The organism is Brachybacterium horti (genome assembly GCF_054777615.1).
Genome location: NZ_BAAHAM010000001.1, coordinates 128,280 through 151,916, shown reverse-complemented (window position 1 = coordinate 151,916; position 23,637 = coordinate 128,280). Strand labels below are relative to the sequence as shown.

The window sequence follows — 23,637 nt, the reverse complement described above, 5'->3', positions numbered from 1 at the left end:
GAACACTCGTGACCTGCGGCGATCCGGTGCGGTCCGCGGCCTCCCGGGGCGCTACGTTCGTCCCCATGTGTGGAATCGTCGGTTACGTGGGCCAGCGCCCCGCCTCCCCCTCCTCCCGTCCCGTCGACGTGGCCCTCCAGGGCCTCGCCCGTCTCGAGTACCGCGGATACGACTCCGCGGGCGTCGCCGTCCTCGACGGCTCCGAGGTGCGCGTCGCGAAGGCCAAGGGCAAGCTGAAGAACCTCCGCGGGGTGCTCGAGGGACAGGACGTCCCGACCTCCGCGGTCGCGATCGGCCACACCCGCTGGGCCACCCACGGCGCGCCGACCGACGAGAACGCCCACCCCCACCTGGGCGGCAAGGACGACGAGCTCGCCCTCGTCCACAACGGCATCATCGAGAACTTCGCCGCCCTCCGCGCCTCCCTCGAGGCAGACGGCTACACCTTCCGCTCCGAGACCGACTCCGAGGCCGCCGCGCACCTCGTGGCCCGCGAGATGCAGCGCACCGGCGACCTCACCCTCGCCCTGCGTGCCGCCGCGGTCCAGCTCGAGGGCGCCTTCACCCTCCTCGCCATCCACCGCGACCAGCCGGACCGCGTCGTCGCCGCCCGCCGCAACTCCCCGCTCGTGGTGGGCCTCGGCGAGGGCGAGAACTACCTCGGCTCCGACGTCGCCGCCTTCGTGGACAACACCCGTGAGGCGCTCGAGATCGGTCAGGACCAGGTCGTCACCGTCACCGCGGACGACGTCGCCGTCACCGACTTCGAGGGCACCGAGGTCACCGAGAAGAAGCAGTACACGATCGCCTGGGACGTCGCCGCCGCGCAGAAGGGCGGCTACGACTCCTTCATGGCCAAGGAGATCCACGAGCAGGCGACCGCCGTCGCGGACACCCTCCGCGGCCGCATCGACAGCGGCGCGCTCCACCTCGACGAGATGAGCATCGACGAGTCGGTGCTGCGCAGCATCGACAAGATCATCGTCGTCGCGTGCGGCACCGCCGCGAACGCCGGCAACGTCGCGAAGTACGCGATCGAGCACTGGTGCCGCATCCCCACCGAGGTCGAGCTCGCCCACGAGTTCCGCTACCGCGACCCGATCGTCACCGAGAAGACCCTCGTCGTCGCGATCTCCCAGTCCGGCGAGACCATGGACACCCTCATGGCCATGCGTCACGCGCAGGAGCAGGGCGCGAAGGTCGTCGCGATCTGCAACACCTACGGCTCGACGATCCCGCGCGAGGCCGACGCCGCCCTGTACCTCCACGTGGGCCCCGAGATCGCGGTCGCCTCGACGAAGGCGTACCTCGGCCAGATCACGGCCTGCTACCTCCTGGGCCTGTTCCTGGCGCAGGTGCGCGGGAACCTCTTCCCCGACGAGATCGCGGCCCTCATGGCGGACCTCGAGCAGCTCCCCGCGCACGTGCAGACCGTGCTCGACGGAGCGGGCGCCGTCGAGGAGCTCGCGCGGTCGATGAAGGACACCACGAGCGTGCTGTTCCTGGGCCGCCACGTCGGCTACCCGACGGCGCTCGAGGGGGCGCTCAAGCTCAAGGAGATCGCCTACATCCACGCGGAGGGCTTCGCCGCCGGCGAGCTCAAGCACGGGCCGATCGCCCTGGTCGACGAGGGGCAGCCGGTCTTCGTCATCGTGCCGTCGCCGCGCGGCCGGGACTCCCTGCACTCGAAGGTCGTCTCCAACATCCAGGAGGTGCGCGCCCGCGGCGCCCGCACCCTGGTGATCGCGGAGGAGGGCGACGAGGACGTGCTCCCGTACTCGGACGTGGTGCTGCGCGTCCCGGCGACCCGCACGCTCTTCGCCCCGCTGCTCACGGTGATCCCGCTGCAGATCTTCTCGTGCGCCCTCGCCGCCGCGAAGGGCCTGGACGTCGACCAGCCGCGCAACCTCGCGAAGTCGGTGACGGTCGAGTGACCCGCTGACGACGGGGCGCGCCGCTGAGGGCGGCGCACCCGTCAGCGCCTCCGCGGCGCGCCCGACGGCCGGTCCGTCACCCCTCCCGGGGTGGTGGGCCGGCCGTCCTGCTGCGGGCCGGCGGGCCTGCACGGGCGGGGGAGCGGGTGTGATACTGCGAGGGTGAGCACCTCTTCCGAGCCCGGGGGCACCGCCTCCGGCCGCACCGCCACCGGCACCGCCGACGCGTCGATCGCCGAGGGCCGCGCGTTCCCGCCCCGCGAGGACGGCCGGATCGTCGGCGTCGGCATCGACGTCGCCCAGATCTCGCGGCTCGAGGGCCTGCTCGAGCGCACCCCCGCCCTCGGCGAGCGGCTCTTCGCCCCCGAGGAGCGCGAGCTCTCCCTCGCCTCCCGCGCGGCCCGGGTGGCGGCGAAGGAGGCCGTCGGCAAGGCCCTCGGACATCCCGGCGACTTCTCCTGGCAGGACGTCACCGTCCAGCGCACCGCCGTGCGCCGCCCCTATCTCGTGCTGCGCGGCGCGACCCTCGCCGCGGCGGAGGAGCTCGGGGTGACGCACCTGCACCTGTCCCTCTCGCACGACGGCGACATCGCCACCGCGATCGTCGTCGCCGAGCGTGCCGAGCCGTCCCCGACTGCGAACATCGAGGTCCCGCGATGATCATCGGCTACTCCGTCGCCGCCGTCCGCTCCGCCGAGCGCCCCCTCCTGGACGCGGGGGAGCCGCTCATGCAGCGCGCCGCCGCCGCGATCGACGCCCACGTCGCGGCGCTGCTCGAGCCCCGCGGCCCGCTGCGCGACCGCCACGTGCTCGTGCTCGCCGGCTCGGGGGCGAACGGCGGGGATGGCCTCCACGCCGCAGCCCTGCTGCGCGGCCGCGGCGTGCAGGCCCGGGCGCTCGCGACCGGCGCGAGCCTCCACGAGGGTGGGGCGCAGGCCCTACGGGAGGCCGGCGGGCGGATCGACCGCCTCGACGAGCTGCCCGAGCGGGACCTCGACGACCTCCTCGACGAGATGGACCTCGTGCTCGACGCGATCGTCGGCATCGGCGGCCGGCCCGAGGTGCCCGCCCCGATCGCGTCGCTGCTGGACGCCGTGCGCCGCCACCGCCTGCCCGTGATCGCCGTGGACCTGCCCAGCTTCCTCGACGCGACCACCGGCGCGGCCGCCCCCGAGGCGCTCGCCGCCCGCGCCACCCTCACCTTCGGCGCGGTGAAGGCCGGGCTCCTCCTTCCCGGCGGCACCGCGCTCGCCGGGACCGTGCATCCCGTGGACCTGGGCCTGGACCCGCACCTGCCCACCTCCGGTCCCGGGCTCGTGGTCCAGCGGCTCACCGACGCCGACGTGCGCAGCCTGTTCCCGCGCCCCGGGGCGGAGTCCACGAAGTACCGCCGCGGGGTCGTCGCCCTCGCCGCCGGCAGCCCCGACTACCCCGGCGCGGCCGTGCTCTCCGTCTCCGGCGCCGCCCGCGCGGGCGCCGGCATGGTGCGCCTGCTCGCCCCGGGGAGCGTGCGCGAGCTCGTGCTGCAGCGGCGGCCGGAGGTCGTGGGACATGAGAGCCCCACGCCGCCCTCGCATGAGACCGGTCACGCCCGGCCCGTCATCGATCTCGAGGCGGCGGGCCGCACCCACGCGCTCGTCGTCGGCCCCGGTCTCTCCCCGGAGGACCCCCGCGCCCGGGCCGGCGTGGCCCTGCTGCGACGCGGCGCCCACGGCCCGGGCCGCGGCGTGATCGACGCCGGCGCGCTCGGCGCGATCGGCCCCGAGGACAGGTTCGGATCGGAGATCGTGCTGACCCCGCACCGCGGCGAGGCGGACCGGCTCGCGGAGCGCCTCGAGATCGACCCCGAGCAGAGCGCCCCGGCGCTGGCCAGCGCACTCGCCCGCACCACGGGCGCGACGGTGCTCCTCAAGGGCGCCGTCACCGTCGTCGCCCCGGGCCGCACGGGCGGGCCGCTGCTCGCCCAGGACGACGCCACCTCGCAGCTCGCGACGGCCGGCACCGGGGACGTGCTCGCGGGGATCCTCGGCACCCTCCTCGCGGCCGGTCTCCCCGGCCCCGAGGCCGCCGCCCTCGCCGCCCTGCTGCACGGCCGCGCGGGCCGGCTCGCCTCCCGCGACGGCCTCGTCCCCCTCGTCGCCCTGGACGTCGCCGACCACCTCCCGGCCGCTCTCGCCGCTATCCTGGCGGACGCCCTGCCCTGAGCGAAGGAGCACCATGACCATCCCGATCCCCGCGGAGGACCCGCGGCACGTGCCGAACCGTGCCGTCGTGGACCCCTCGGCCATCACCGAGAACACCCGCGCCATCGCGGGCACCCTCGCCGGGCACACCGCCCTGATGGCCGTCGTGAAGGCGGACGGCTACGGGCACGGCATGCTCACCGCCGCCCGCGCGGCCCTCGAGGGCGGCGCGACCTGGCTCGGCGTGGCCCACCCCGCGAGCGCCCTCGCCCTCTCGCGCGCGGGCCTCGACGTCAACATCCTCACCTGGCTCTACGAGCCGGAGACCGCGAAGGCCGTGCTGCCGGAGGCCCTGCGCGCCGGTGTCAACGTCTCCGTCGGCTCCTTCGAGATGGTCTCGCTGCTCTCCGAGGCCGCCCGGCAGGCCGACCGCCGCGCCCGCCTCCACCTCAAGATCGACACCGGCATGGGCCGCAACGGCGTGCTCCCGCAGGACGTGCGCCGCATCGCCGCCGCGATCCAGGAGGACGACTACCTCCGCATCGGCGCCGCCTGGACCCACCTGACCAGCGCCGACGACCCGGCGGACCCGGCGACCGACGCGCAGGTCGAGATCTTCGACGCCGCCTGCGCGGACCTCGCCGAGGAGATGGGCCCCGTCCCGCTGCAGCACCTCGCGAACTCCGCGGCGACGCTCACCCGCCCCGACCTGCACCGGGACATCGTGCGCCCCGGGCTCGCGCTCTACGGCTACGCCCCGGTGCCGACGGACCTCGAGCTGCGCCCCGCCATGAGCCTCACGAGCCGCCTCGCCCTGGTGAAGGAGGTGCCGGAGGGGCAGAGCGTCGGCTACGGCCGCACCTACGCCACCTCCCGCGCGACCCGGCTGGGCCTCGTCCCGATCGGCTACGCGGACGGCCTGCACCGCGCGGCGAGCGGCCGCGCCGAGGTGCTCGTGCGCACCGCCGAGGGTGACGTCCGCGCCCCGCAGGTGGGCCGCATCAGCATGGACCAGATCGTCGTGGACCTCGGCCCGGACTCCGCCGCCCGTGCGGGGGACGAGGTCGTCCTGTTCGGCGCCGGCGCCCCCTCCGCGGAGGACTGGGCGCGCGCCGCCGGCACCATCCCCTACGAGGTGCTCACCTCCGTCTCCGGCCGCGTGGCCCGCGAGGTCCTCCCGTGACCACGCTCTGCGTCGCGACGGACCGCGCGGAGGGGACCCGCACCCTCGCCCGTGCCCTCGCAGGCGTGCTCCGCGCCGGTGACCTGCTCGTGCTCGACGGCCCCCTCGGCGCCGGGAAGACCACGTTCACCCAGGGCCTCGGGGCCGGGCTCGACGTGCGCGGCCCCGTCGCCTCGCCGACCTTCGTCATCGAGCGGGTCCATCCCGCGCTGAGCGGCGGCCCGGACCTCGTCCACGTCGACGCCTACCGGCTGGGCGCGGGGGAGGACCTCGACGACCTCGACCTCGAGGCGGACCTCGACCGCGCCGTCACCGTCATCGAATGGGGCCGCGGCCGCGTGGAGCACCTCGTGGAGTCGTGGCTGCTCGTGGAGCTCGAGCGGCCCGAGGTCTGGGACGGCGACCCGGAGGACCCGGAGGAACCGCGCACGATCCGCCTGACCCCGCAGGGCCCGCGCTGGGACGAGACGGCCCGCGGCGACCTCGTCGAGACCGTGCGCTCCGCGGGGCTCTCCGTCACCACCACCACTGCCCCGACCGCCGCGATCGCGGCGGAGGACGAGGAGTCACGCTGATGCTGCTCGGGATCGACACCTCCGGCGCCGTGAGCGTCGCCGCCGCCCGCGGCATCCTCGGCGACGGCCCCCTCGAGGTCCTCGCCGTCGCCGGGGACGACCGCGCCCGCCACCACGACGAGGTGCTGCTGGGCCTCGTCGACGAGGTGCTCACCGCGGCCGGTGCCACCCGCTCCGAGGTCACGGGCGTCGTCGCCGGTCGCGGCCCCGGCCCCTTCACCGGGCTGCGGGTGGGGCTCGTCGTCGCGCGCACGATCGCGGCGGTGCTCGACGTGCCGCTCGTGGGCGTCTGCTCCCTCGACGCGCTCGCGCACGAGGCGCTCGCCGAGGCCGACGCCGCGGCCGGTTCCGACGAGCCCGCCGTCGGCCCCGAGGCCGGGACCGCTGCACCGCTCACGGTCGCGGTCGCCCTGGACGCCCGGCGCCGCGAGGTGTACCACGCCCGCTACCGCCGCACGGAGGACGGGGACCTGGTGCGCGAGCACGGGCCCGCCGTCGGCGCCCCGGCGGACGTCGCCGCCGAGCTCACGGCCTGCGACCTGCTCGTGGGCTCCGGAGCCACCCTGTACCCCGAGCTGCTGCCCGCGACCTCGTCGCTCGCGCACGCGGACGCCGGGCACCTGCTCGAGGTCGCCTCGCAGCTGGTCGCCCGCGGCGAGGACCTCACCGACACGGCCCCGCTGTACCTGCGCGAGCCCGACGCCGCGAAGCCCACCGCGCGCAAGAGCGCGCTGGGCCGCTGAGCCGGGACGGCGCCGTGCCGTCGATCGGCCCCGTGACCGTGGGCGGTCCCGCGCCGGAGCCCGGGTCGCCCTGGGCCCTGCGCCGGGCCCGTCCCGAGGACCTGGGCCCGATCGCGGAGGCGGAGCTCGCGCTCTTCCCCGGTGAGGCCTGGAGCCCCGCCCAGCTCGCCGAGGAGATCGCCCATCCCTCCCGGGACTACGTGGTCGCCGCCGAGGGCGAGGACGCCGACGGCCCGCTGCTCGGCTACGCGGGGATCATGGTCGCCGGCGACGTGGCGGACCTGCACACGATCGGCACCCTGCGGCCCGGGGTCGGGATCGGCCGGGCGCTGCTGCGCTGGTGCGAGGAGGTCGCCGTGGTGCGCCGTGCGGAGCGCATGCTGCTCGAGGTGCGGGAGGACAACGACCGGGCCCGCGCGTTCTACGACCGCGCCGGGTACGTGGAGATCGGTCGCCGCCCCGGCTACTACCGACTCCCGGACCGCACCGTCGACGCCCTCGTCATGGAGCGCCGCCTGCGGGCCTGACCGTCCCCGCAGACCTGGCCGTCGCCGGTCAGACGAAGGCGCGGACCTTCTGGAACAGCTCGGGGTAGGACCGTTCGAGCCGGGCAGAGCCCAGGCGCAGCCCCACGACCAGCACGACCGCGCCGATCACGACGGCCACGATCCCGGCGAGCAGCTCGATGAGCGGGCCGCCGCCCAGCAGGCCCCAGATCGCGAGGCCGATCGCCGGGATCTGCGGCACGCCCACCGCGGCCGAGGTGATCGCCATCGAGAGCATGGCGTTCGCGCTCGAGGCGGACTTGTCCTTCATCGGGTTCGTGCCCGGAGGGGACGTGGGATAGGGCAGCAGGACGCCGACGAGGACCGAGGCGCCCCAGCCGGAGAGCACCAGCCCGAGCACCCCGAGCAGGATCACGGGCAGGTGCGCGGCCATGCCGAGCACGACGGCCACGAGGGCGGAGAGCATGAGCACGATCGGGAGCACGATGACCGCGGCGGCGACGATCCTGCCCAGCAGGTTCGCGCGGGCCGACGCCCCGGCGGTGATGTTCACCCATCCGGCGGGGCCGTCGAAGCCGATCTCGTTGGAGATCGCGATGCCGGTGAGACCGCCCATGGCGACGACCATGATCATCATGAACGAGCGTGACTCGGGCAGCACGAGCCCCATCGCCCCGAAGAACACGAACATCACCGGGTAGATGCTGATCGCCGCGAGGTAGCGGGTGTCCCGTCGCCAGTAGCGCAGGCTGCGACCGATCACCGCGCCGAGCGCCGTGCTGGGCGCCCAGCGGGGGACGAGGGCGGAGACCTTCGCCGTGCCGGAGGAGGCGTCCCCGGTGAGCGCGGAGGTCATCGCCGCGTCGAGGGAGCGTCGCCACCAGCGCCACACGAGCCAGATCGAGGCGGCCGTGACCGTGGCCCGCCCGAGGGCCACGAGGACCGCGCCCTCGGCGAGGTCCATGGGCACCGCGAAGGGGGCGCCGATCGGCGTCCAGGCGAGGACGTCCACGGCGACGAGGAAGGTGGGCAGCAGCTGGTCGAGGTCGAGCGAGCCGAGCGACTGCATGCCCACGGAGAAGGCGTAGACGACCGCGAGGAACACGACCATCGCGAGGATCCCGCCGAGCTCACGGCCGCTGCGGGAGCTCGCCCGACCGGCCTGGTGGGCGAACACGGCGCGCGGCAGCAGCAGGCACAGCACCACCCCGGCGAGGTTCGCGGGGACCAGGGCGATCAGCGCGAGCACCGTCCACAGCGGACCGGGGCCCAGGAGCAGCAGCCAGATCGCCTCGAAGACGGTCGCGACGGCGACGGCGGCGAGCGTGAACAGGCTCGGCAGGCTGAGCGCCGCGGCGGCGAAGAGGCCCGGCTGCAGCTCCCGGGCGCGCCGGGGGAGGAGGGCGAAGGCGCGGGCGTCGAGCGTGTCGTCCACCCCGAAGGCGAGCAGCGGCACCAGCAGCCAGACGAGCACAGCGGCGACGCCGAGGGTGCGCAGGATCAGCGGGAAGCTCTCGCCCTCGCCGCTCCACAGTGTCGTCCCGAGGAAGGCGAAGGTGAGGCCCACAAGGCCGCCGAGCGCGTAGAGCGAGCCGATCACAGTGCCGACGATCTTGCCGACGTTCTTGCGGTAGGACCGCTTCCAGAGCGTCCACTTCAGGCCCATCAGCAGGCGGATCACCGCACGCGTCGGGATCTCGCCGTGGCCCGCGTGCTGCGCGGAGGCGACGGCGGTCTGCTCGCTGCTCAGGACTCCAGCCACGACAGGCTCCCCTCCGCGACGCGTGCGCCGCCCACGAGATCGATGAAGCGCTGCACGAGGGTCCCCTCGCCGCGCACCTCGGCGAGCGTGCCGTCGGCCTTGAGCTCGCCGCCCGCGATGATCGCGACGTGGCTGCACAGGCCCTCGACGAGCTCCATGACGTGGCTCGAGAGCACGACCGTGCCGCCGCCGTCCACGTAGGCGGTGAGGATGGTGCGGATGACCTGCGCGGAGACCGGGTCGACGGCCTCGAGCGGCTCATCGAGCACGAGCAGCCGCGGCGCGTGGATGAGCGCGGAGGCCAGCAGGATCTTCTTGGTCATGCCGGCGGAGTAGTCGACGACGAGCTTGCCGTCCTCGCCCGCGAGGTCGAGCGCCTCGAGGAGGGAGGCGCTGCGCTCCTCGACGGTCGCGGCGTCCATGCCGCGCAGCAGTCCCACGTAGGTGAGGAGCTCGCGGCCGGTGAGCCGGTCGAAGGTGCGCAGGCCGTCGGCGAGCACGCCGAGGCGTGCCTTCGCGCGGGCGGGCTGCTGCCACATGTCCTCGCCGAGCACGACCGCGCTGCCGGCGTCGGGCCGCAGCAGACCGGTCGCCATCGACAGCGTCGTCGTCTTCCCGGCGCCGTTGGGGCCGACGATCCCGTAGAACGAGCCGCGGGGCACGTCGAGGGAGAGCCCGTGGACGACCTCGCGGTCGTCGAAGGACTTCCGCAGTCCGCGGATCGAGAGGGCGGCGGAGGAATCGGGGGCGGCGCCGGCGTCGAGCGGCGCGGCGGCGCCGAGCTCCACGGGAGCGGCGGGGCGGGGGGCGGGGGAGGCGTCGGGCGTCGACATGCGCCCCACGCTAGTGACCCGCGCTCCCACGGGACCCCGCCACGGGGCGCGAGGGAGCGCGACCTTCGTCGGGGGCCTCCCGCCGACGGCCGCCCGACGGGCCCGGGCCGCGTGGACCGGCTGGTCGTCGGCCGGTGGCGCCGTGAGCGGGGCCGCTAGAGTGTGCCCCGTGAGCCGATCGGCTCCGGAAGGAGAAGCGATGCCCCAGCTGCGTCCCGCCCCCAAGGGCCCCGCCCTCGCCCAGGAGGTCGCGGAGATCCCGATCGGCGTCCGCCGCCTCGGCGCCTGGTCCTGGCGCCTGCTCGTCATCGTCGCCGCCGCGGCCCTGCTGCTCTGGGGCATCACCCAGATCTCCACGCTCGTGATCCCGGTGCTGCTGGCCGTGCTGCTCGCCGCGATGCTCCAGCCGATCGTCAAGCTGCTCACGAAGTACACCTTCCTGGGCCGCGGCGCCTCGAGCGCCGTCGCGATGCTGGGCCTGCTCATCGTCATCGCCGGCATGTTCACCCTCGCCGGCCGCCAGCTCATCGCCCAGTGGTCGGACATCCAGAGCAAGGCGATCGACGGCTTCCAGTCCCTCACGACCTGGGCGACCGGTACGTTCCGGATCGACGACACGATGATCAGCTCGGCGATCGACGAGGGGCTCACCCAGCTCCAGCAGAATGCCGACGCCCTGCTGAACTCGGCGCTGAGCACCGCGGCGGTCCTCGGCAACGTCGTCACCGGCATCGTCGTGTGCCTGTTCAGCCTCTTCTTCATGCTCTCGGGCGGCGCCGGGATCTGGCGCTGGGTGATCGGGCTGCTGCCCCCGCAGGCCCGCGTCCCCACGCACGAGTCGGTGCGCCGCGGCTGGAAGGCCCTCTCGGCGTACGTGCGCACGCAGATCCTCGTGGCGGCCGTGGACGCGACCGGCATCGCGATCGGCATGCTGGCGCTGGGCCTCGGCGTGTACGCCGTGCCGATCTGGCTGCTCGTCTTCCTGTTCTCGTTCATCCCGCTCGTGGGCGCGATCCTCTCCGGCGCGATCGCGGTGCTGCTGGTGCTCGTGCTGAACGGCTGGGTGGGCGCGATCATCATGCTCGTCGTGGTGCTCGGCGTGCAGCAGCTCGAGGGCAACGTGCTCCAGCCCTTCCTCATGGGCAAGGCCGTCGAGCTCCACCCGCTCGCCGTGTTCCTCGGCGTGGCCGCGGGCGCGATGGTCGCCGGCATCCCCGGCGCGCTCTTCGCGATCCCGATCATCGCCTTCGTCAACGCGACGATGCTCTACCTGGTGGGGCGTGATCCGAGCCCTGAGCTGGGCACGGATCCCACGTTGCGGACCTTCCTCGCCTCGCTGGGCCGCGGCGCGCGCGGCTCCGACGCCGAGGAGGAGGCGACCGAGCACGAGGCCGAGGTGGAGGAGGCCGAGGAGTCGGACGAGGAGCCGTCGGAGGTGGCGCCGGCGACGTCCCCCGAGGGCGACGCGGAGGACACCCCCGTGACGGCCCCCGAGAGGACGCCCGGGAGGGCTCCGGGGACGACGACCACCGAGGGCTGATCCCCTCCGCGGCCGTCCCCGGTCCTCCGGGACCCGGACACGACGAAGCCCCCACCGGCACGGCCGGTGGGGGCTTCGCTCTCCGCTGTCCCGCGCGGACCCCGGCGCGGGAGGCCTGCGGTCAGGCCTTGTAGGGCGTGGCCCCGGTGATCTCGATCGGCAGCGACTTGCCGTTGGGGGCGATGTAGTCGATCGTCTGGCCGACGCTGGCGCCGTGGATCGCCGCGCCGAGCGGGGAGTCCGAGGAGAAGACCTCGAGGTCGGTGCCCTCGGCGATCTCGCGGTTGCCGAGCAGGAAGGTGCGCTCGGAGCCGGCCATGGTGATGGTGACGACCATGCCGGGCTCGACGACGCCGTCGTCCTCCGGGGCCTCGCCGACCACGGCGTTCTTCAGCAGGTGCTTGAGGTCCGTGATGCGGGCCTCGTTCATGCCCTGCTCCTCGCGGGCCGCGTGGTAGCCGCCGTTCTCCTTGAGGTCGCCCTCGTCGCGGGCCGCGGCGATGCGCTCGGCGATCTCGGTGCGACGCGGGCCCTCGAGCTCCGCGAGCTCGTTGGCGAGGCGGTCGTAGGCATCCTGGGTGAGCCAGGCGCCATTCGGCTGGCTGCTCATGGGTTCACTCCTGTCGTTCTGTGGGGTGCGGAGGGCCTGAGGGCCCTCCGACACGAATCACGGGGCACATGACATCCATGCGCCCCGTGTGCGGGTGATGACGTCCGGCGTGGAGCCGGTATCCGGAGAACTCTACACCGGGTGTGCTCGGTGACCCCAGTATCCACGCAGGTGCCGACCGCGTGTTCGGCGTCCCGTCGTCCCTCGCGGGAGCGCCTCCGGCGACCCCGGGGCGCCGCGGCTCAGACCGGCGAGCAGTCGAGGATCTCCGCGGAGACCGCCTCGCCCTGGGTCGAGATCGTCACCGTGTGCGCGGTGCGGCGCTCGGTCTGCGCGGGGATCGGGACCTCGACGAATCCCACCTGTGCGCGGCCGTCGTTCATCGCCTGGATCGTGCAGGTGGCGGCGTCGCCCGGATCCATCGTCACGGTGAAGTCCACGCGGATCTCGTGCTCGCCGACGTGGTCGTAGGAGACGAGCTCGGAGCGCACGGGCTGGTCCGCGAAGCGCAATCCGACGAGCACGAGCACGACGAGCGCGACGGCCGCTCCGAGCACCAGGAGGAGGCGGGCGGTGCGTCGGGGGACGAGGGGCCCGCCGTAGCGGGCCGTGTCCCGGGCGGGGGAGTCGCTCATGGCGGGAGTCTCCCAGATCCACCTGGGACACGGCCCCCGGGGCGGCCGCGGACGGCTGTGGCGGGAGCGACATCACGGAGCGACGGTCCAGGTGGGGTGGCGTAGTCTCGTGCGGTGCCGGACAGCGCTCCCGCGAGCGCCGCCCGCCCCGTCCCGGCGGCCTCCCGCCGCATCCTCCCGAGGAGAACCGTGAGCGTCCTGCGTCCCGCCCCTGACGAGCCCCTGCGCCTGGTGGCCGTCCATGCGCACCCCGACGACGAGTCGAGCAAGGGTGCCGGCACGATGGCCCGCTACGTGCGCGAGGGCGTCGAGGTCACCGTCGTCACCTGCACCGGCGGCGAGCGCGGCGACATCCTGAACCCGCACCTGCAGGGCGACGAGGAGATCCAGCGGAACCTGCCGGCCGTGCGCCGTGCGGAGATGGCCCGCGCGCAGGAGATCCTCGGCATCGCCCACGAGTGGCTGGGATACGTCGACTCGGGCCTGCCGGAGGGGGACCCGCTGCCGGCCCTCCCCGAGGGGAGCTTCGCGACCCTGGACCCGGCGGAGGCCGCGCGCCCGCTCGTCGAGGCGCTGCGCCGCCTGCGCCCGCACGTGCTCGTCACCTATGACGAGAACGGCGGATACCCGCACCCCGACCACATCCAGACCAACCGCGTGAGCATGGAGGCGTTCCGCCTCGCCGCGGATCCGGCGTACGCCCCGGAGCTCGGGGAGCCGTGGGAGGTCGCGAAGGTCTACTACACGAACGTCTTCCACCGCCAGAAGCTCGCGGTCGTCGCGCGCCATCTGCGCACGCACCAGATGCCGAACGAGGAGCTCGAGCTCATGCTCCAGCACTTCGACGAGAGCCGTGACCGCCTGCTCACCACACGCATCGACGTGAAGGACTACCTCGACGTGCGGGACGAGGCGCTGCGCGCCCATGCCACCCAGGTGGACCCCGAGGGGCCGTTCTTCCGGATCTCGCACGACGTGGAGCGCGAGGTGTGGGGCACGGAGGACTTCGAGCTGCACATCTCCCGGATCGGCGTGCAGCTGCCGGAGGACGATCTGTTCGCCGGCCTCCGCCCCGAGCAGGAGGAGGGCCGATGAGCCCCGTCGAGATCTCCCGTGCCGTGCTGCTGGCGGCGCCGTCCGACGGCGGCGACATGACCCCCAGCTCGATCACCCCGGGGACCCCGGGCTTCATCGCGATCTTCCTGGTGGGGATCGTGATCCTGCTGCTCGTGGTCGACATGAACCGCCGCGTGCGCCGCGTGCAGGCGACCGCGAAGGTCGAGGCGCGCCATGCCGCGGAGCGCGAGGCCGCGGAGCGGGAGGCGTCCGGGACCGGTGCGGCCGCCGGTGGATCGTCCACGGCCGACGCCGACGGCGAGCCCCGCGACGGCGGCTCGGAGCCGGGTGCCGCCGATGCTCCGGGCAGCCCGGAGGACCCGAGCGGGCGCTGACCGCCTCCGGCCCCGGCGCGGGGCCGGTGCGGGATCAGACGACGGCGATCGCCACGGCCACGAAGTGGCAGGCGAAGCCGGCGAGCGTGGCCGCGTGGAAGATCTCGTGGAAGCCGAACCAGGCGGGGGAGGGGTTCGGCCGCTTGAGGCCGTAGACCACCGCTCCCGCCGTGTACGCGACGCCGCCCGCGACGAGCAGCCACACCACGGCCCAGCCGCCGCCCGCGAGGAACTGCGGCATGTAGAAGACCGCGATCCAGCCGAGCGCCACGTAGGCGGGGACGTAGAGCCAGCGCGGCGCGTGGGTCCAGAACACGCGGAAGGCGACGCCGATCAGCGCGCCCGCCCAGGCGATCGTCAGCAGGACCGCCGCGTCACGGGGCTCGAGCAGGGCCACGGCGAGCGGTGTGTAGGTGCCCGCGATGATGAGGAAGATGTTCGCGTGGTCGAAGCGCCGCAGGATGATCGCGTGCTGCGGCGACCAGGTGCCGCGGTGGTACGTGGCGGAGACGCCGAAGAGTAGCGAGGCCGTCGTCACGAACACGACCATCGCGAGACGGTTCGCGAGCGAGTCGCCGAGCGCGACGATCACGAGCCCCGCGATGAGCGCCGCGGGGAACGCGGCGAGGTGGGAGATGCCGCGCAGGCGGGGCTTGGGCAGCGTGATGCCGAGCTGGCGGGCGCGGGCGGCCACCGCGCGGGTGAGGGTGCGGGGCGCCCAGGGGTGGTCCTCCGCGGAGGGGATGTCGTCGTCGCCCGTCTCCGAGCCGGCTCCGGAGCCGGCGGCGCGGGCGTGCGCGGCGTCCGCCGTGTCGACGTCGGTCGCGGCGGCCTGCGGGGCGGGCTGCTCCGTGGCGCCCTCGAGGGCCGCCTCGGCGTCGGGGGAGGAGGCGGGGCCGGAGGTGGGGTCGACGGGGTTCCCGCCAGGGGTGTCGCCAGGGTTCACGGCGGGGCTGCTCGCGTTCCCGCGACGGATGCCGGTGCTCATGGTCGAAGCGTAACCTACGCAACCGTAGGTTCGCTGATGTGCCCTGTGGCGATCCGGTGTGGATCTGCACCAGGTGCCCGGAGCTGCTCCCCGCGTCACGGATAATGGACGAGCGCGGGAGACCGGGGAGGTCCGCGCCGACAGCCTGGACGCCCCGGAGGAACGGAGAGCGCCATGGACGACGACTCCCTCCTCTACCGCGTCTACGAGCGCCGCCTCACCAAGGAGCTCGAGGACTTCTCGCTGCCCCAGCACCTCGGGGTCATCGTCGACGGCAACCGCCGCTGGGCGAAGGCCGCCGGCGCCACCACCGCCCAGGGCCACCGCGCCGGCGCGGAGAAGATCGTCGAGTTCCTCTCCTGGTGCCAGGACCTCGAGATCCCGCTCGTCACCGTCTGGATGCTCTCCACGGACAACCTTCACCGCCCTGCGGAGGAGCTCGGCGCGCTCTACGCGATCATCACCGAGACCATCGAGCAGATCGCGGGCGCCGGTCACCGGGTGCGCCTCACCGGCAACGGCGACCTGCTGCCCGCCGAGGTGCAGGACGCGATCGCCAGGATCCGCGAGGCCGCCGTCGTCGACTCCCCGCTCACCGTCAACGTGGCGATCGGCTACGGAGGGCGCGAGGAGATCGTCGACGCCGTCCGCGAGCTCGTGCGGGACCTCGGCGCCCAGGGGCTCGGGCCGGAGGAGATCGCCGCCGCGATCAGCACCGACTCGATCTCCGAGCACCTCTACACGCGCGGCCAGCCGGATCCGGACCTCATCATCCGCACCTCCGGCGAGCAGCGGCTCTCCGGCTTCCTGCTGTGGCAGTCCGTGCACTCCGAGTACTGGTTCTGCGAGACCTACTGGCCCGGGTTCCGCCGCGTGGACCTGCTGCGCGCGCTGCGCGAGTTCTGCCGCCGCGAGCGCCGCTTCGGCGCCTGAGCCGCGGCGCCCGGCCGTCGGCTCGCCTGCCGGGAACCGCCGGGCACCACCGGCGACCGCCGCCGGCGCACCTCCTGTCGCGCGCCCTCGGGCGGGGCCGACGACCCGCCGACGGTCGCCCGTCCGGGCAGGTCGGGTCACCGCTGGATCACGGCCGCCGCACGGTCCCCGGCCCGCGCGCGGGCAGTGGCAGGATGGACGACATGTGATCCGGACAACACCGGATGACCATCGGGTGAACGTCGATCCCGTGCCCCGCGGGAGGCGCCCGAGCACGGGTGCCCGGAGCGCTAGCCTCCAGGCAACCGCACAGGACGGAGGCTCCCATGGACGAGACCACCACCACCCGCGAGACGCTGACCGAGCAGGTCGTCGCGGGGGACGCAACCGGATACGGGACGGGGACGGCGTCGCTGGGGAGCATCCCCGTGGTGCCCTCGCTGCGGCCGGGCGGTGCGCAGGAGGTGCTGCAGGACCTCGAGACCGGCGTCATCACCTACGTCCTGGACACCTCGGTGCTGCTCGCGGACCCGCTCTCGCTGAACCGCTTCGCCGAGCACGACATCGTGCTGCCGATCGTCGTCATCACCGAGCTCGAGGCCAAGCGCCACCACCCTGACCTCGGCTACTTCGCCCGCCAGGCGCTGCGCATCCTCGACGACCTCCGCGACCAGCACGGCAATCTCTCCCGCCCGCTGCCGATCGGCAAGGACGGCGGGCACGTGCACGTCGAGCTCAACCACATGAGTACCGCCTCCCTGCCGGACGGCTTCCGCCTCGGGGACAACGACACCCGCATCCTCGCCGTCGCCAAGAACCTGCAGCTCGAGGGCAAGAACGTCGTGCTGGTCTCCAAGGACCTGCCGATGCGCATCAAGGCCTCCGCCTCCGGCATCCACGCCGAGGAGTACCGCGCCGAGCTCGCCCGCGACCGCGGCTACACCGGCATGGTCTCCATCGCGACCGACGAGGCCACCGTCTCCCGGCTCTACGACGGCGAGGAGGTCGAGCTGCCCGAGGTCTCCCACCACCCCGTGCACACCGGCCTCACGATCACCTCCAACCGCGGCTCGGCGCTCGGCCGGCTCACCCGCGACAAGAAGGTGCGCCTGGTCCCGGGTGACCAGACCGTGTTCGGCGTCTCCGGCCGCTCCGCGGAGCAGCGCATCGCGATCGACCTCCTGCTCGACGACTCGATCGGCATCGTCTCCCTCGGCGGCCGCGCGGGCACCGGCAAGAGCGCCCTGGCCCTGTGCACCGGCCTCGAGGCGGTGCTCGAGCGCCGCACCCAGCGCAAGATCATGGTGTTCCGCCCGCTGTACGCCGTGGGCGGCCAGGAGCTCGGGTTCCTGCCCGGTGACCAGGGCGAGAAGATGGGCCCGTGGGGGCAGGCGGTGTTCGACACCCTCGGCTCGATGGTCTCCCAGAACGTCATCGACGAGGTCGCCTCGCGCGGCATGCTCGAGGTGCTCCCGCTGACCCACATCCGCGGCCGCTCCCTGCACGACGCCTTCGTGATCGTCGACGAGGCGCAGTCCCTCGAGCGCAACGTGCTGCTGACGATGCTCTCGAGGATCGGCCAGAACTCCCGCGTGGTCCTCACCCACGACATCGCCCAGCGGGACAACCTGCGCATCGGCCGCTACGACGGCATCGCCTCCGTCGTCGAGGCGCTCAAGTCCCACGAGCTGTTCGGGCACATCACGCTTCAGCGCTCGGAGCGCTCGAAGGTCGCCGAGCTCGTGACCCACGTGCTCGACGAGCCGATCGACTGAGCGGGGCCGACGGGCGGGCCCGTCGGCCCGGTCCGGACGCACGCAGGGCGCGCCACCGAGGAGGTGGCGCGCCCTGCGCGGTCCCGGGAGCCGGGAGGCGATCAGGCCTTCGGCGCGGTCATGGAGAGCACGTCGAGGGCGGAGTCGAGCTGCTCCTCGGTGAGCTCGCCGCGCTCCACGAAGCCCAGCGCGATGACGGCCTCGCGCACGGAGATGCGCTCCGCGACGGCGTGCTTGGCGATCTTCGCAGCGGACTCGTAGCCGATCAGCTTGTTCAGCGGCGTGACGATCGACGGGGAGGCCTCCGCGTAGAAGCGGGCCTTCTCCTCGTTCGCGGTGAGACCGGAGACGGTCTTGTCGGCGAGCACCGTGGCGGCGTTGGCGAGCAGACGGATCGACTCGAGCAGGCTCGTGCCCATGAGCGGGATCTGCACGTTGAGCTCGAAGGCGCCCTGCGCGCCGCCCCAGGCGATCGCCGCGTCGTTGCCCACGACCTTCGCGCACACCATGAGCACGGCCTCCGGGATCACCGGGTTGACCTTGCCGGGCATGATCGAGGAGCCGGGCTGGAGGTCCGGGATCGCGATCTCGCCGAGGCCCGTGTTGGGGCCGGAGCCCATCCAGCGCAGGTCGTTGCAGATCTTCGTGACGGACACGGCGATCGTGCGCAGCGCCCCGGACATCTCGACGAGGCCGTCACGCGTGGACTGCGCCTCGAAGTGGTTGCGCGCCTCGGTCAGCGGCAACGAGGTCTGCTCGGCGAGGTTCGCGATGACCTTCTGCGGGAAGCCGATCGGGGTGTTGATGCCGGTGCCGACGGCGGTGCCGCCCTGGGGGACCTCCGCGGTGCGGGGGAGGGCCGCCTCGACCCGCTCGATGCCGTAGCGCACGGCCGCCGCGTAGCCGCCGAACTCCTGGCCGAGCGTCACCGGGGTCGCGTCCATGAGGTGGGTGCGGCCGGACTTCACGACGCTCTTCCAGGCCTCGGCCTTCTCCTCGAGCGCCTCGGCGAGGTGCGCGAGGGAGGGGAGGAGGTGCTCGACGACGCCCTGCGTCACGGCGACGTGCACCGAGGTGGGGAACACGTCGTTGCTGGACTGCGAGCAGTTCACGTGGTCGTTGGGGTGCACCTCGAGGTCGCCGCGCGAGGCGAGGGTCGCGAGCACCTCGTTCATGTTCATGTTCGAGCTGGTGCCGGAGCCGGTCTGGTACGTGTCCACCGGGAACTGGTCGTCGTGCTCACCGGCGATGACGGAATCCGCGGCGGCGACGATCGCGTCGGCGAGGGCCCCGTCGAGGACGCCGAGCTCCTTGTTGGCGCGGGCCGCGGCCTTCTTCACCTGGGCCAGGGCGTGGATGTGGGCGGGCTCCAGGCCCTGCCCGGAGATCGGGAAGTTCTCCACCGCGCGCTGGGTCTGCGCTCGGTAGAGGGCCTTCGCGGGCACGCGCACCTCACCCATGGTGTCGTGCTCGATGCGGTACCCGTCCTGATCGGCGGCGCTGACGGTCTGGGACATGGAGGAACCTCCTGGTTGATGCTCGTTCGGGATGGTGGCCGGTGCCCCGAGGGGCGGGTCAGATCAGCTCGTGGGCCCAGGGCGGGTTCGCCCCGGCGCGGGACACGGTCACCGCGGCGAGACGGGCGGCACGGCGCAGCACGCCGGCGAGCTCGTCGGAGGGCAGCTCGCGCAGCTGCTCGCGGTGCTCGGGGCCCAGCAGGCTGCGGTGGGCGAGGGCGTCGAGCAGGCCGGCGGAGAACGTGTCCCCGGCGCCCACGGTGTCGACGACGTCGACGTGCTCGGGGGCGACCTGCACGCGGCCGGCGTCGGTGAAGCCCACGGCGCCTTCGCCGCCGCGGGTGAGCACGGTGACGGCGGGGCCGAGGGGACGCCAGGACGCGACGACGTCCTCGACGTCGTCGGTGCCGTAGAGCCATTCGACGTCCTCGTCGGAGGTCTTGACGATGTCGCTCAGCGCGATGTTCGCCTCGACGATCGGCCGCACCCGCGCGGGGTCGCCCATGAGGGTGGGGCGCGCGTTGGGGTCGTAGCTGATGAGGGAGGTCGCGCGGTGGCGGCGCAGCACCTCGGCGACGGTCGCGGCGCCGGGATCGAGCACGGCGGCGATCGAGGAGGTGTGCACGGCGTCGATCCGCTCGGGCAGGCCGGAGGGGTCCGGGTCCCACACGAGGTCGAAGGTGTAGGTGGCCGCGCCGGTCGCGTCGAGCACCGCCTCCGCCGTGGAGGTGGGGGCGTCGACGATCGCGCCGCCGGTGAGCTGCACGCGGGACTGCTCGACGTGCGCCCGGATCGCCGCTCCGCGCTCGTCGGAGCCGATGCGGGTGAGCAGGTGCGCGTCGTGTCCCAGGCGGCCCAGGGCCACGGCGACGTTCAGGGGGGAGCCACCGGGGTGCTCCTGACGGTCACCGTCGGACTGGACGACGATGTCGGTGAGGGCTTCTCCGGCGATGAGGAATCTCGCTGTCACCGGGTGATCATCGCAGGTTTCGCGGGGAGGGGCGAACACGGGTGACAATGGGGGACATGCATGCCCAGCCCGAGGACTCCCCTGACCGCTCCGTCGCGACCGCGGCGGCCCCGGACGGCGACCCGGAGCAGGCACCGCGCACCTCGAACTACGAGCTCCCCTCGCGCAAGAACACGTCCCTGCGCAACATGACGTGGGCGCTCGGCATCATGATGGCCGTGGTCGCGATCATCGCCGTGGGTTTCTTCGGCGTCGGCAACGACCTCCAGCGGGAGGTCCCCGAGAACTCGCGGCTCGACGTGGCCGCGAGCGCGGAGCGCGCCCAGGCCGAGGTGGACTTCCCGGTCGCTCACCCTGCGCTCGACGACGGCTGGACCGCCCGCAGCGCCCGCCTCGACGGCGCGGACCCGGCCGCCTGGACGATCGGCTTCACGTCCCCCGCCGGGCACCTCGTCTCCCTCGAGGAGCAGGGCGAGGTCACCCCGCAGCTGCTCTCCGCGCAGATCCCCGGCTCCACCGTCCAGGAGGAGACGACGATCTCCGGCGCCGCGTGCCAGGTCCTCACCGGGGAGGGGGAGGGCGGCACCCAGAACGGCATCGCCTGCCAGGGGGAGGACTTCGGGATCCTCGTGCACGGCACGGCCGATCCCGAGGAGCTGCGCACCGTGATGGAGGCGGCGCTCACCTCGATCGGCTGAGCGGGGTCGACGGACAGGTCGCGATCAGCGCTCCTGCTCGCCCCCGCGGCGTGCGGCGACGGCGTCGTCCAGGCGCTCACGGGCGCCGTCGAGCCACTGCTGGCAGCGGCGGGCGAGCATCTCGCCCCGTTCCCACAGCGCGATCGAGTCCTCGAGCCCTCCCTGCCCGGACTCGAGGCGGCGCACCACGTCGACCAGCTGGTCGCGGGCGGCCTCGTAGCTGAGCGCCGCGACGTCCTCCGGCAGCGGGGCCTGGTCCTCGCCGCCGGACTCGACGGGCTCCACGGATGCATCGGGGCTGGTCATGAGGTCTCCTCGTGGGTCGGGGGGATGTAGGGGTCCTGCGCGGTGCGCTCAACGCCGAAGCGGCCGCCGGCCACCCGCACGGACAGCGCGTCGCCGGGGGTGGAGTCGTCGGGGGAGCGGAGGATGCCGCCGTCGGGCGTCTGCACCACGGCGTAGCCGCGCTCGAGGGTCGCGAGCGGGCTCAGCGCGCGCACCTGGCGGCCCAGGTGCACCACCTCGTCGCGAGCGCGGTCCAGCCGCGAGCCCATGAGCGTGCGGGCGAGCGCGATCCGGGAGCGGATCTCCTCCTCGCGGCCCGAGAGGATCGAGCTCGGGTCCTCGAGAACGGGCCGGGAGCGCATCGCCTCGAGCGCGCTCTGCTCCCGGTCGATGCGGGTGCGGATCGCGGCGCGCAGCCGCGTGCGGCCCAGGGTCAGCTGGTCCCGCTCCGCCTGGATGTCCGGGACGACGCGCTTCGCGGCGTCGGTCGGGGTGGACGCGCGGACGTCGGCCGCGAGGTCGATCAGCGGGGTGTCCACCTCGTGCCCGATCGCGGAGACGATCGGGGTGCGGGCGCCGGCGACGAGGCGAACGAGCTGCTCGTCGGAGAACGGCAGCAGGTCCTCGAGGGAGCCCCCGCCGCGGGAGATGACGATGACGTCGACCTCCGGGGCGGCGTCGAGCTCGGCTAGCGCCGCGGAGACCTCCTTCACGGCGCGGGCGCCCTGCACGGCGACCTCGCGGATCGCGAAGCGCACCGCGGGCCAGCGCCGCTCCGCGTTGACGACCACGTCCCGCTCCGCGGCGGACTCGCGGCCGCAGATGAGACCCACCGTGCGGGGCAGGAAGGGGAGGGGCTGCTTGCGGGAGGCCTCGAAGAGCCCCTCCGCGGCGAGGCTCCGGCGCAGCTGCTCGAGCCGCGCGAGCAGCTCGCCGAGACCCACGGGGCGGATGTCGTCCGCCTCGAGCTGGAGACTCCCGCGCTTGGTCCAGAAGGTGGGCTTCGCGTGCACGACCACGCGCGCGCCGGGCACCGGCTCCACGGGGAGGGAGCGCAGCACGTGCTCGCGCACCGGGACGGAGAAGGACATGTCGACGTCGACGTCCCGCAGGGTCATGAAGGAGAGCCCCGCGCCGGGCCGCCGGTTGAGCTGGACGATCTGCCCCTCGACCCAGATCGGGGACATGCGCGAGACGTACTCGCCGACCTTCACCGACAGCTGCCGCAGCGGCCACGGGTTCTCCGGTGTGGTCTCCGCCGCGGTCGCGGCGGGCGCGGGCCGCGGGGCGGCCGCGGACTGCTCGGGGAGGGGCTCGGTCATGGGTCCACTCTGGCACGCGCGGCGGACACCCCGGGCCCGGCGCCGCGGACGGGGGACGCACGGGCGCTGGGGAGGGACGATCGACGCGAGGAGCCGGGCCCGCCTGTGATGTGGAGGTGTGGTGAGGCATGGCGCACCCTCGTGCCACGGGGCGGGCAGGTTTCCTACGATGGCCTGGTGAGCACCGGAACCGTCCTCCTTGCCGAACCGCGCGGGTACTGCGCGGGCGTCGACCGCGCCGTCGTCGCCGTCGAGCGCGCCCTCGAGCACTACGACGAGACCGTGTACGTGCGCCACGAGATCGTGCACAACAAGTTCGTCGTGGACCGCCTGAAGGAGAAGGGCGCCGTGTTCGTCGAGGAGGTCGACGAGGTGCCCGAGGGCGCCCTGGTCATCTTCTCCGCGCACGGCATCTCCCCGAAGGTGCGCGAGATGGCGGAGGCGCGGAACCTCCGCACGATCGACGCGACCTGCCCGCTCGTGACGAAGGTGCACAAGGAGGCCGTGCGCTTCGCCCGCGAGGACTACGACATCCTGCTCGTGGGCCACACCGGCCACGAGGAGGTCGAGGGCACCGCCGGCGAGGCGCCCGATCACGTCCAGATCGTCAACTCCCCGGACGACGTCGAGCACGTCACCGTGCGCGACCCGGAGAAGGTCGTGTGGCTCTCGCAGACCACGCTCTCCGTGGACGAGACCATGGAGACCGTGGACCGTCTGCGCGAGCGGTTTCCGACCCTGCAGGCGCCGCCGAGCGACGACATCTGCTACGCCACCCAGAACCGCCAGGTCGCGATCAAGAAGATCGCCCCCGATGCGGATCTCGTGCTGGTGGTCGGCTCCCCGAACTCCTCGAACTCGGTCCGGCTCATGGAGGTCGCGCTCGAGGCGGGAGCGAAGGCGTCCCACCGCATCGACGACGTCTCCGAGCTGCGCGAGGAGTGGTTCGACGGCGTCGGCTCCGTGGGCGTCACCTCCGGCGCCTCCGTCCCCGACGTGCTCGTCCAGCAGCTCCTCGCCGAGCTCGCCGAGCGCGGCTACGGCGACGTGCAGCCCGTGCGCACCGCGACCGAGGACCTCATGTTCTCCCTGCCGCGGGAGCTGCGCCAGGAGATGAAGGCGGCCGGCGAGACGGACCGCCGCACCCGCCCCTCGGGCGACCGCGCGACCGCGGAGTCCTGAGCCGGAGTCGCG

23 protein-coding genes are annotated in these 23,637 nt (G+C 73.6%); 14 read left to right on the top strand and 9 right to left on the bottom strand.

Features of this window, described 5'->3' with window-relative positions; genetic code table 11:
• Nucleotides 1–65 precede the first annotated feature (65 nt).
• The 7 genes from glmS (at nucleotide 66) to ACYVAP_RS00715 (ending at nucleotide 7,145) form a co-directional block, all read left to right on the top strand.
• Nucleotides 66–1,934: a glutamine--fructose-6-phosphate aminotransferase gene (gene glmS, locus ACYVAP_RS00745; RefSeq protein ID WP_498859148.1), complete on the top strand. Its 1,869-nt coding sequence runs from the start codon at nucleotides 66–68 to the stop codon at nucleotides 1,932–1,934.
• 162 nt (nucleotides 1,935–2,096) lie between these two features.
• Nucleotides 2,097–2,594: a holo-ACP synthase gene (locus ACYVAP_RS00740; protein WP_498859147.1), complete on the top strand. Its 498-nt coding sequence runs from the start codon at nucleotides 2,097–2,099 to the stop codon at nucleotides 2,592–2,594.
• Nucleotides 2,591–4,138, top strand: a complete 1,548-nt coding sequence (locus tag ACYVAP_RS00735) for a bifunctional ADP-dependent NAD(P)H-hydrate dehydratase/NAD(P)H-hydrate epimerase (protein ID WP_498859146.1) — start codon at nucleotides 2,591–2,593, stop codon at nucleotides 4,136–4,138. Before ACYVAP_RS00740 ends, ACYVAP_RS00735 begins: the two co-directional genes overlap by 4 nt.
• Nucleotides 4,139–4,151: 13 nt before the next feature.
• Complete coding sequence (gene alr / locus ACYVAP_RS00730) at nucleotides 4,152–5,300, top strand: alanine racemase (RefSeq protein ID WP_137770171.1); 1,149 nt, start codon at nucleotides 4,152–4,154, stop codon at nucleotides 5,298–5,300.
• Nucleotides 5,297–5,875, top strand: coding sequence for a tRNA (adenosine(37)-N6)-threonylcarbamoyltransferase complex ATPase subunit type 1 TsaE (tsaE, locus tag ACYVAP_RS00725; RefSeq protein WP_498859145.1), 579 nt, complete (start codon nucleotides 5,297–5,299; stop codon nucleotides 5,873–5,875). Before alr ends, tsaE begins: the two co-directional genes overlap by 4 nt.
• Nucleotides 5,875–6,618: a tRNA threonylcarbamoyladenosine biosynthesis protein TsaB gene (gene tsaB, locus ACYVAP_RS00720; RefSeq protein WP_498859144.1), complete on the top strand. Its 744-nt coding sequence runs from the start codon at nucleotides 5,875–5,877 to the stop codon at nucleotides 6,616–6,618. The genes tsaE and tsaB overlap by 1 nt, the downstream gene beginning before the upstream one ends.
• A gap of 14 nt (nucleotides 6,619–6,632) precedes the next feature.
• Entirely contained in the window at nucleotides 6,633–7,145 is a 513-nt protein-coding gene (locus ACYVAP_RS00715) for a GNAT family protein (RefSeq protein ID WP_498859143.1), read from the top strand.
• A gap of 28 nt (nucleotides 7,146–7,173) precedes the next feature.
• Here the strand turns inward: ACYVAP_RS00715 and ACYVAP_RS00710 are convergent, their stop codons facing one another.
• A complete protein-coding gene (locus ACYVAP_RS00710) occupies nucleotides 7,174–8,886 on the bottom strand; it encodes a hypothetical protein (protein WP_498859142.1) in 1,713 nt (570 codons plus the stop codon).
• Nucleotides 8,871–9,719 carry an ABC transporter ATP-binding protein gene (locus ACYVAP_RS00705; RefSeq protein WP_498859141.1) on the bottom strand — a complete coding sequence of 283 codons (849 nt, stop codon included), beginning with the start codon at nucleotides 9,717–9,719 and terminating at the stop codon, nucleotides 8,871–8,873. Before ACYVAP_RS00705 ends, ACYVAP_RS00710 begins: the two co-directional genes overlap by 16 nt.
• Before the next feature lie 199 nt (nucleotides 9,720–9,918).
• Between ACYVAP_RS00705 and ACYVAP_RS00700 the strand changes: the two genes are divergently transcribed.
• A complete protein-coding gene (locus ACYVAP_RS00700) occupies nucleotides 9,919–11,259 on the top strand; it encodes an AI-2E family transporter (RefSeq protein ID WP_498859140.1) in 1,341 nt (446 codons plus the stop codon).
• A 121-nt stretch (nucleotides 11,260–11,380) separates the two neighbouring features.
• Here the strand turns inward: ACYVAP_RS00700 and greA are convergent, their stop codons facing one another.
• Together greA and ACYVAP_RS00690 are read right to left on the bottom strand one after the other, a co-directional pair.
• Entirely contained in the window at nucleotides 11,381–11,869 is a 489-nt protein-coding gene (gene greA, locus ACYVAP_RS00695; protein WP_498859139.1) for a GreA/GreB family elongation factor, read from the bottom strand.
• 242 nt (nucleotides 11,870–12,111) lie between these two features.
• The gene (locus tag ACYVAP_RS00690; protein ID WP_264451156.1) at nucleotides 12,112–12,504 is read right to left on the bottom strand and encodes a DUF4307 domain-containing protein; all 393 of its coding nucleotides are present in this window, start codon (nucleotides 12,502–12,504) and stop codon (nucleotides 12,112–12,114) included.
• Nucleotides 12,505–12,693: 189 nt separating this feature from the next.
• Here ACYVAP_RS00690 and mca point away from each other — a divergent pair, with 189 nt between their 5' ends.
• Both mca and ACYVAP_RS00680 read left to right on the top strand, forming a co-directional pair.
• The gene (gene mca, locus ACYVAP_RS00685; protein ID WP_264451155.1) at nucleotides 12,694–13,599 is read left to right on the top strand and encodes a mycothiol conjugate amidase Mca; all 906 of its coding nucleotides are present in this window, start codon (nucleotides 12,694–12,696) and stop codon (nucleotides 13,597–13,599) included.
• Nucleotides 13,596–13,955, top strand: coding sequence for a hypothetical protein (locus ACYVAP_RS00680; RefSeq protein WP_498859138.1), 360 nt, complete (start codon nucleotides 13,596–13,598; stop codon nucleotides 13,953–13,955). The genes mca and ACYVAP_RS00680 overlap by 4 nt, the downstream gene beginning before the upstream one ends.
• A 34-nt stretch (nucleotides 13,956–13,989) precedes the next feature.
• Here the strand turns inward: ACYVAP_RS00680 and trhA are convergent, their stop codons facing one another.
• Entirely contained in the window at nucleotides 13,990–14,943 is a 954-nt protein-coding gene (gene trhA, locus ACYVAP_RS00675; protein ID WP_498859137.1) for a PAQR family membrane homeostasis protein TrhA, read from the bottom strand.
• 174 nt (nucleotides 14,944–15,117) lie between these two features.
• On the opposite strand from trhA, the gene ACYVAP_RS00670 reads away from it, so the two are divergent.
• Both ACYVAP_RS00670 and phoH2 read left to right on the top strand, forming a co-directional pair.
• Nucleotides 15,118–15,876, top strand: a complete 759-nt coding sequence (locus ACYVAP_RS00670; RefSeq protein ID WP_498859136.1) for an undecaprenyl diphosphate synthase family protein — start codon at nucleotides 15,118–15,120, stop codon at nucleotides 15,874–15,876.
• A gap of 326 nt (nucleotides 15,877–16,202) precedes the next feature.
• Complete coding sequence (phoH2, locus tag ACYVAP_RS00665; protein ID WP_498859135.1) at nucleotides 16,203–17,651, top strand: PhoH family protein; 1,449 nt, start codon at nucleotides 16,203–16,205, stop codon at nucleotides 17,649–17,651.
• A gap of 101 nt (nucleotides 17,652–17,752) precedes the next feature.
• Here phoH2 and ACYVAP_RS00660 read toward each other — a convergent pair whose 3' ends face one another.
• Together ACYVAP_RS00660 and ACYVAP_RS00655 are read right to left on the bottom strand one after the other, a co-directional pair.
• The gene (locus ACYVAP_RS00660; RefSeq protein ID WP_498859134.1) at nucleotides 17,753–19,168 is read right to left on the bottom strand and encodes a class II fumarate hydratase; all 1,416 of its coding nucleotides are present in this window, start codon (nucleotides 19,166–19,168) and stop codon (nucleotides 17,753–17,755) included.
• A gap of 58 nt (nucleotides 19,169–19,226) precedes the next feature.
• On the bottom strand, nucleotides 19,227–20,138 hold the full coding sequence (locus ACYVAP_RS00655) for a carbohydrate kinase family protein (protein ID WP_498859133.1): 912 nt from the start codon (nucleotides 20,136–20,138) through the stop codon (nucleotides 19,227–19,229).
• Between the two features lie 56 nt (nucleotides 20,139–20,194).
• Between ACYVAP_RS00655 and ACYVAP_RS00650 the strand changes: the two genes are divergently transcribed.
• Nucleotides 20,195–20,836 (top strand): DUF4245 domain-containing protein, encoded by a 642-nt coding sequence (locus tag ACYVAP_RS00650; RefSeq protein ID WP_498859132.1) that lies wholly within the window; start codon nucleotides 20,195–20,197, stop codon nucleotides 20,834–20,836.
• Nucleotides 20,837–20,860: 24 nt separating this feature from the next.
• On the opposite strand, the gene ACYVAP_RS00645 is transcribed toward ACYVAP_RS00650, so the two are convergent.
• Nucleotides 20,861–21,142, bottom strand: a complete 282-nt coding sequence (locus ACYVAP_RS00645; protein ID WP_498859131.1) for an exodeoxyribonuclease VII small subunit — start codon at nucleotides 21,140–21,142, stop codon at nucleotides 20,861–20,863.
• Entirely contained in the window at nucleotides 21,139–22,443 is a 1,305-nt protein-coding gene (gene xseA, locus ACYVAP_RS00640; RefSeq protein ID WP_498859130.1) for an exodeoxyribonuclease VII large subunit, read from the bottom strand. Before xseA ends, ACYVAP_RS00645 begins: the two co-directional genes overlap by 4 nt.
• A gap of 177 nt (nucleotides 22,444–22,620) precedes the next feature.
• Here xseA and ACYVAP_RS00635 point away from each other — a divergent pair, with 177 nt between their 5' ends.
• Nucleotides 22,621–23,625 carry a 4-hydroxy-3-methylbut-2-enyl diphosphate reductase gene (locus ACYVAP_RS00635; protein ID WP_498859129.1) on the top strand — a complete coding sequence of 335 codons (1,005 nt, stop codon included), beginning with the start codon at nucleotides 22,621–22,623 and terminating at the stop codon, nucleotides 23,623–23,625.
• Nucleotides 23,626–23,637 lie beyond the last annotated feature (12 nt).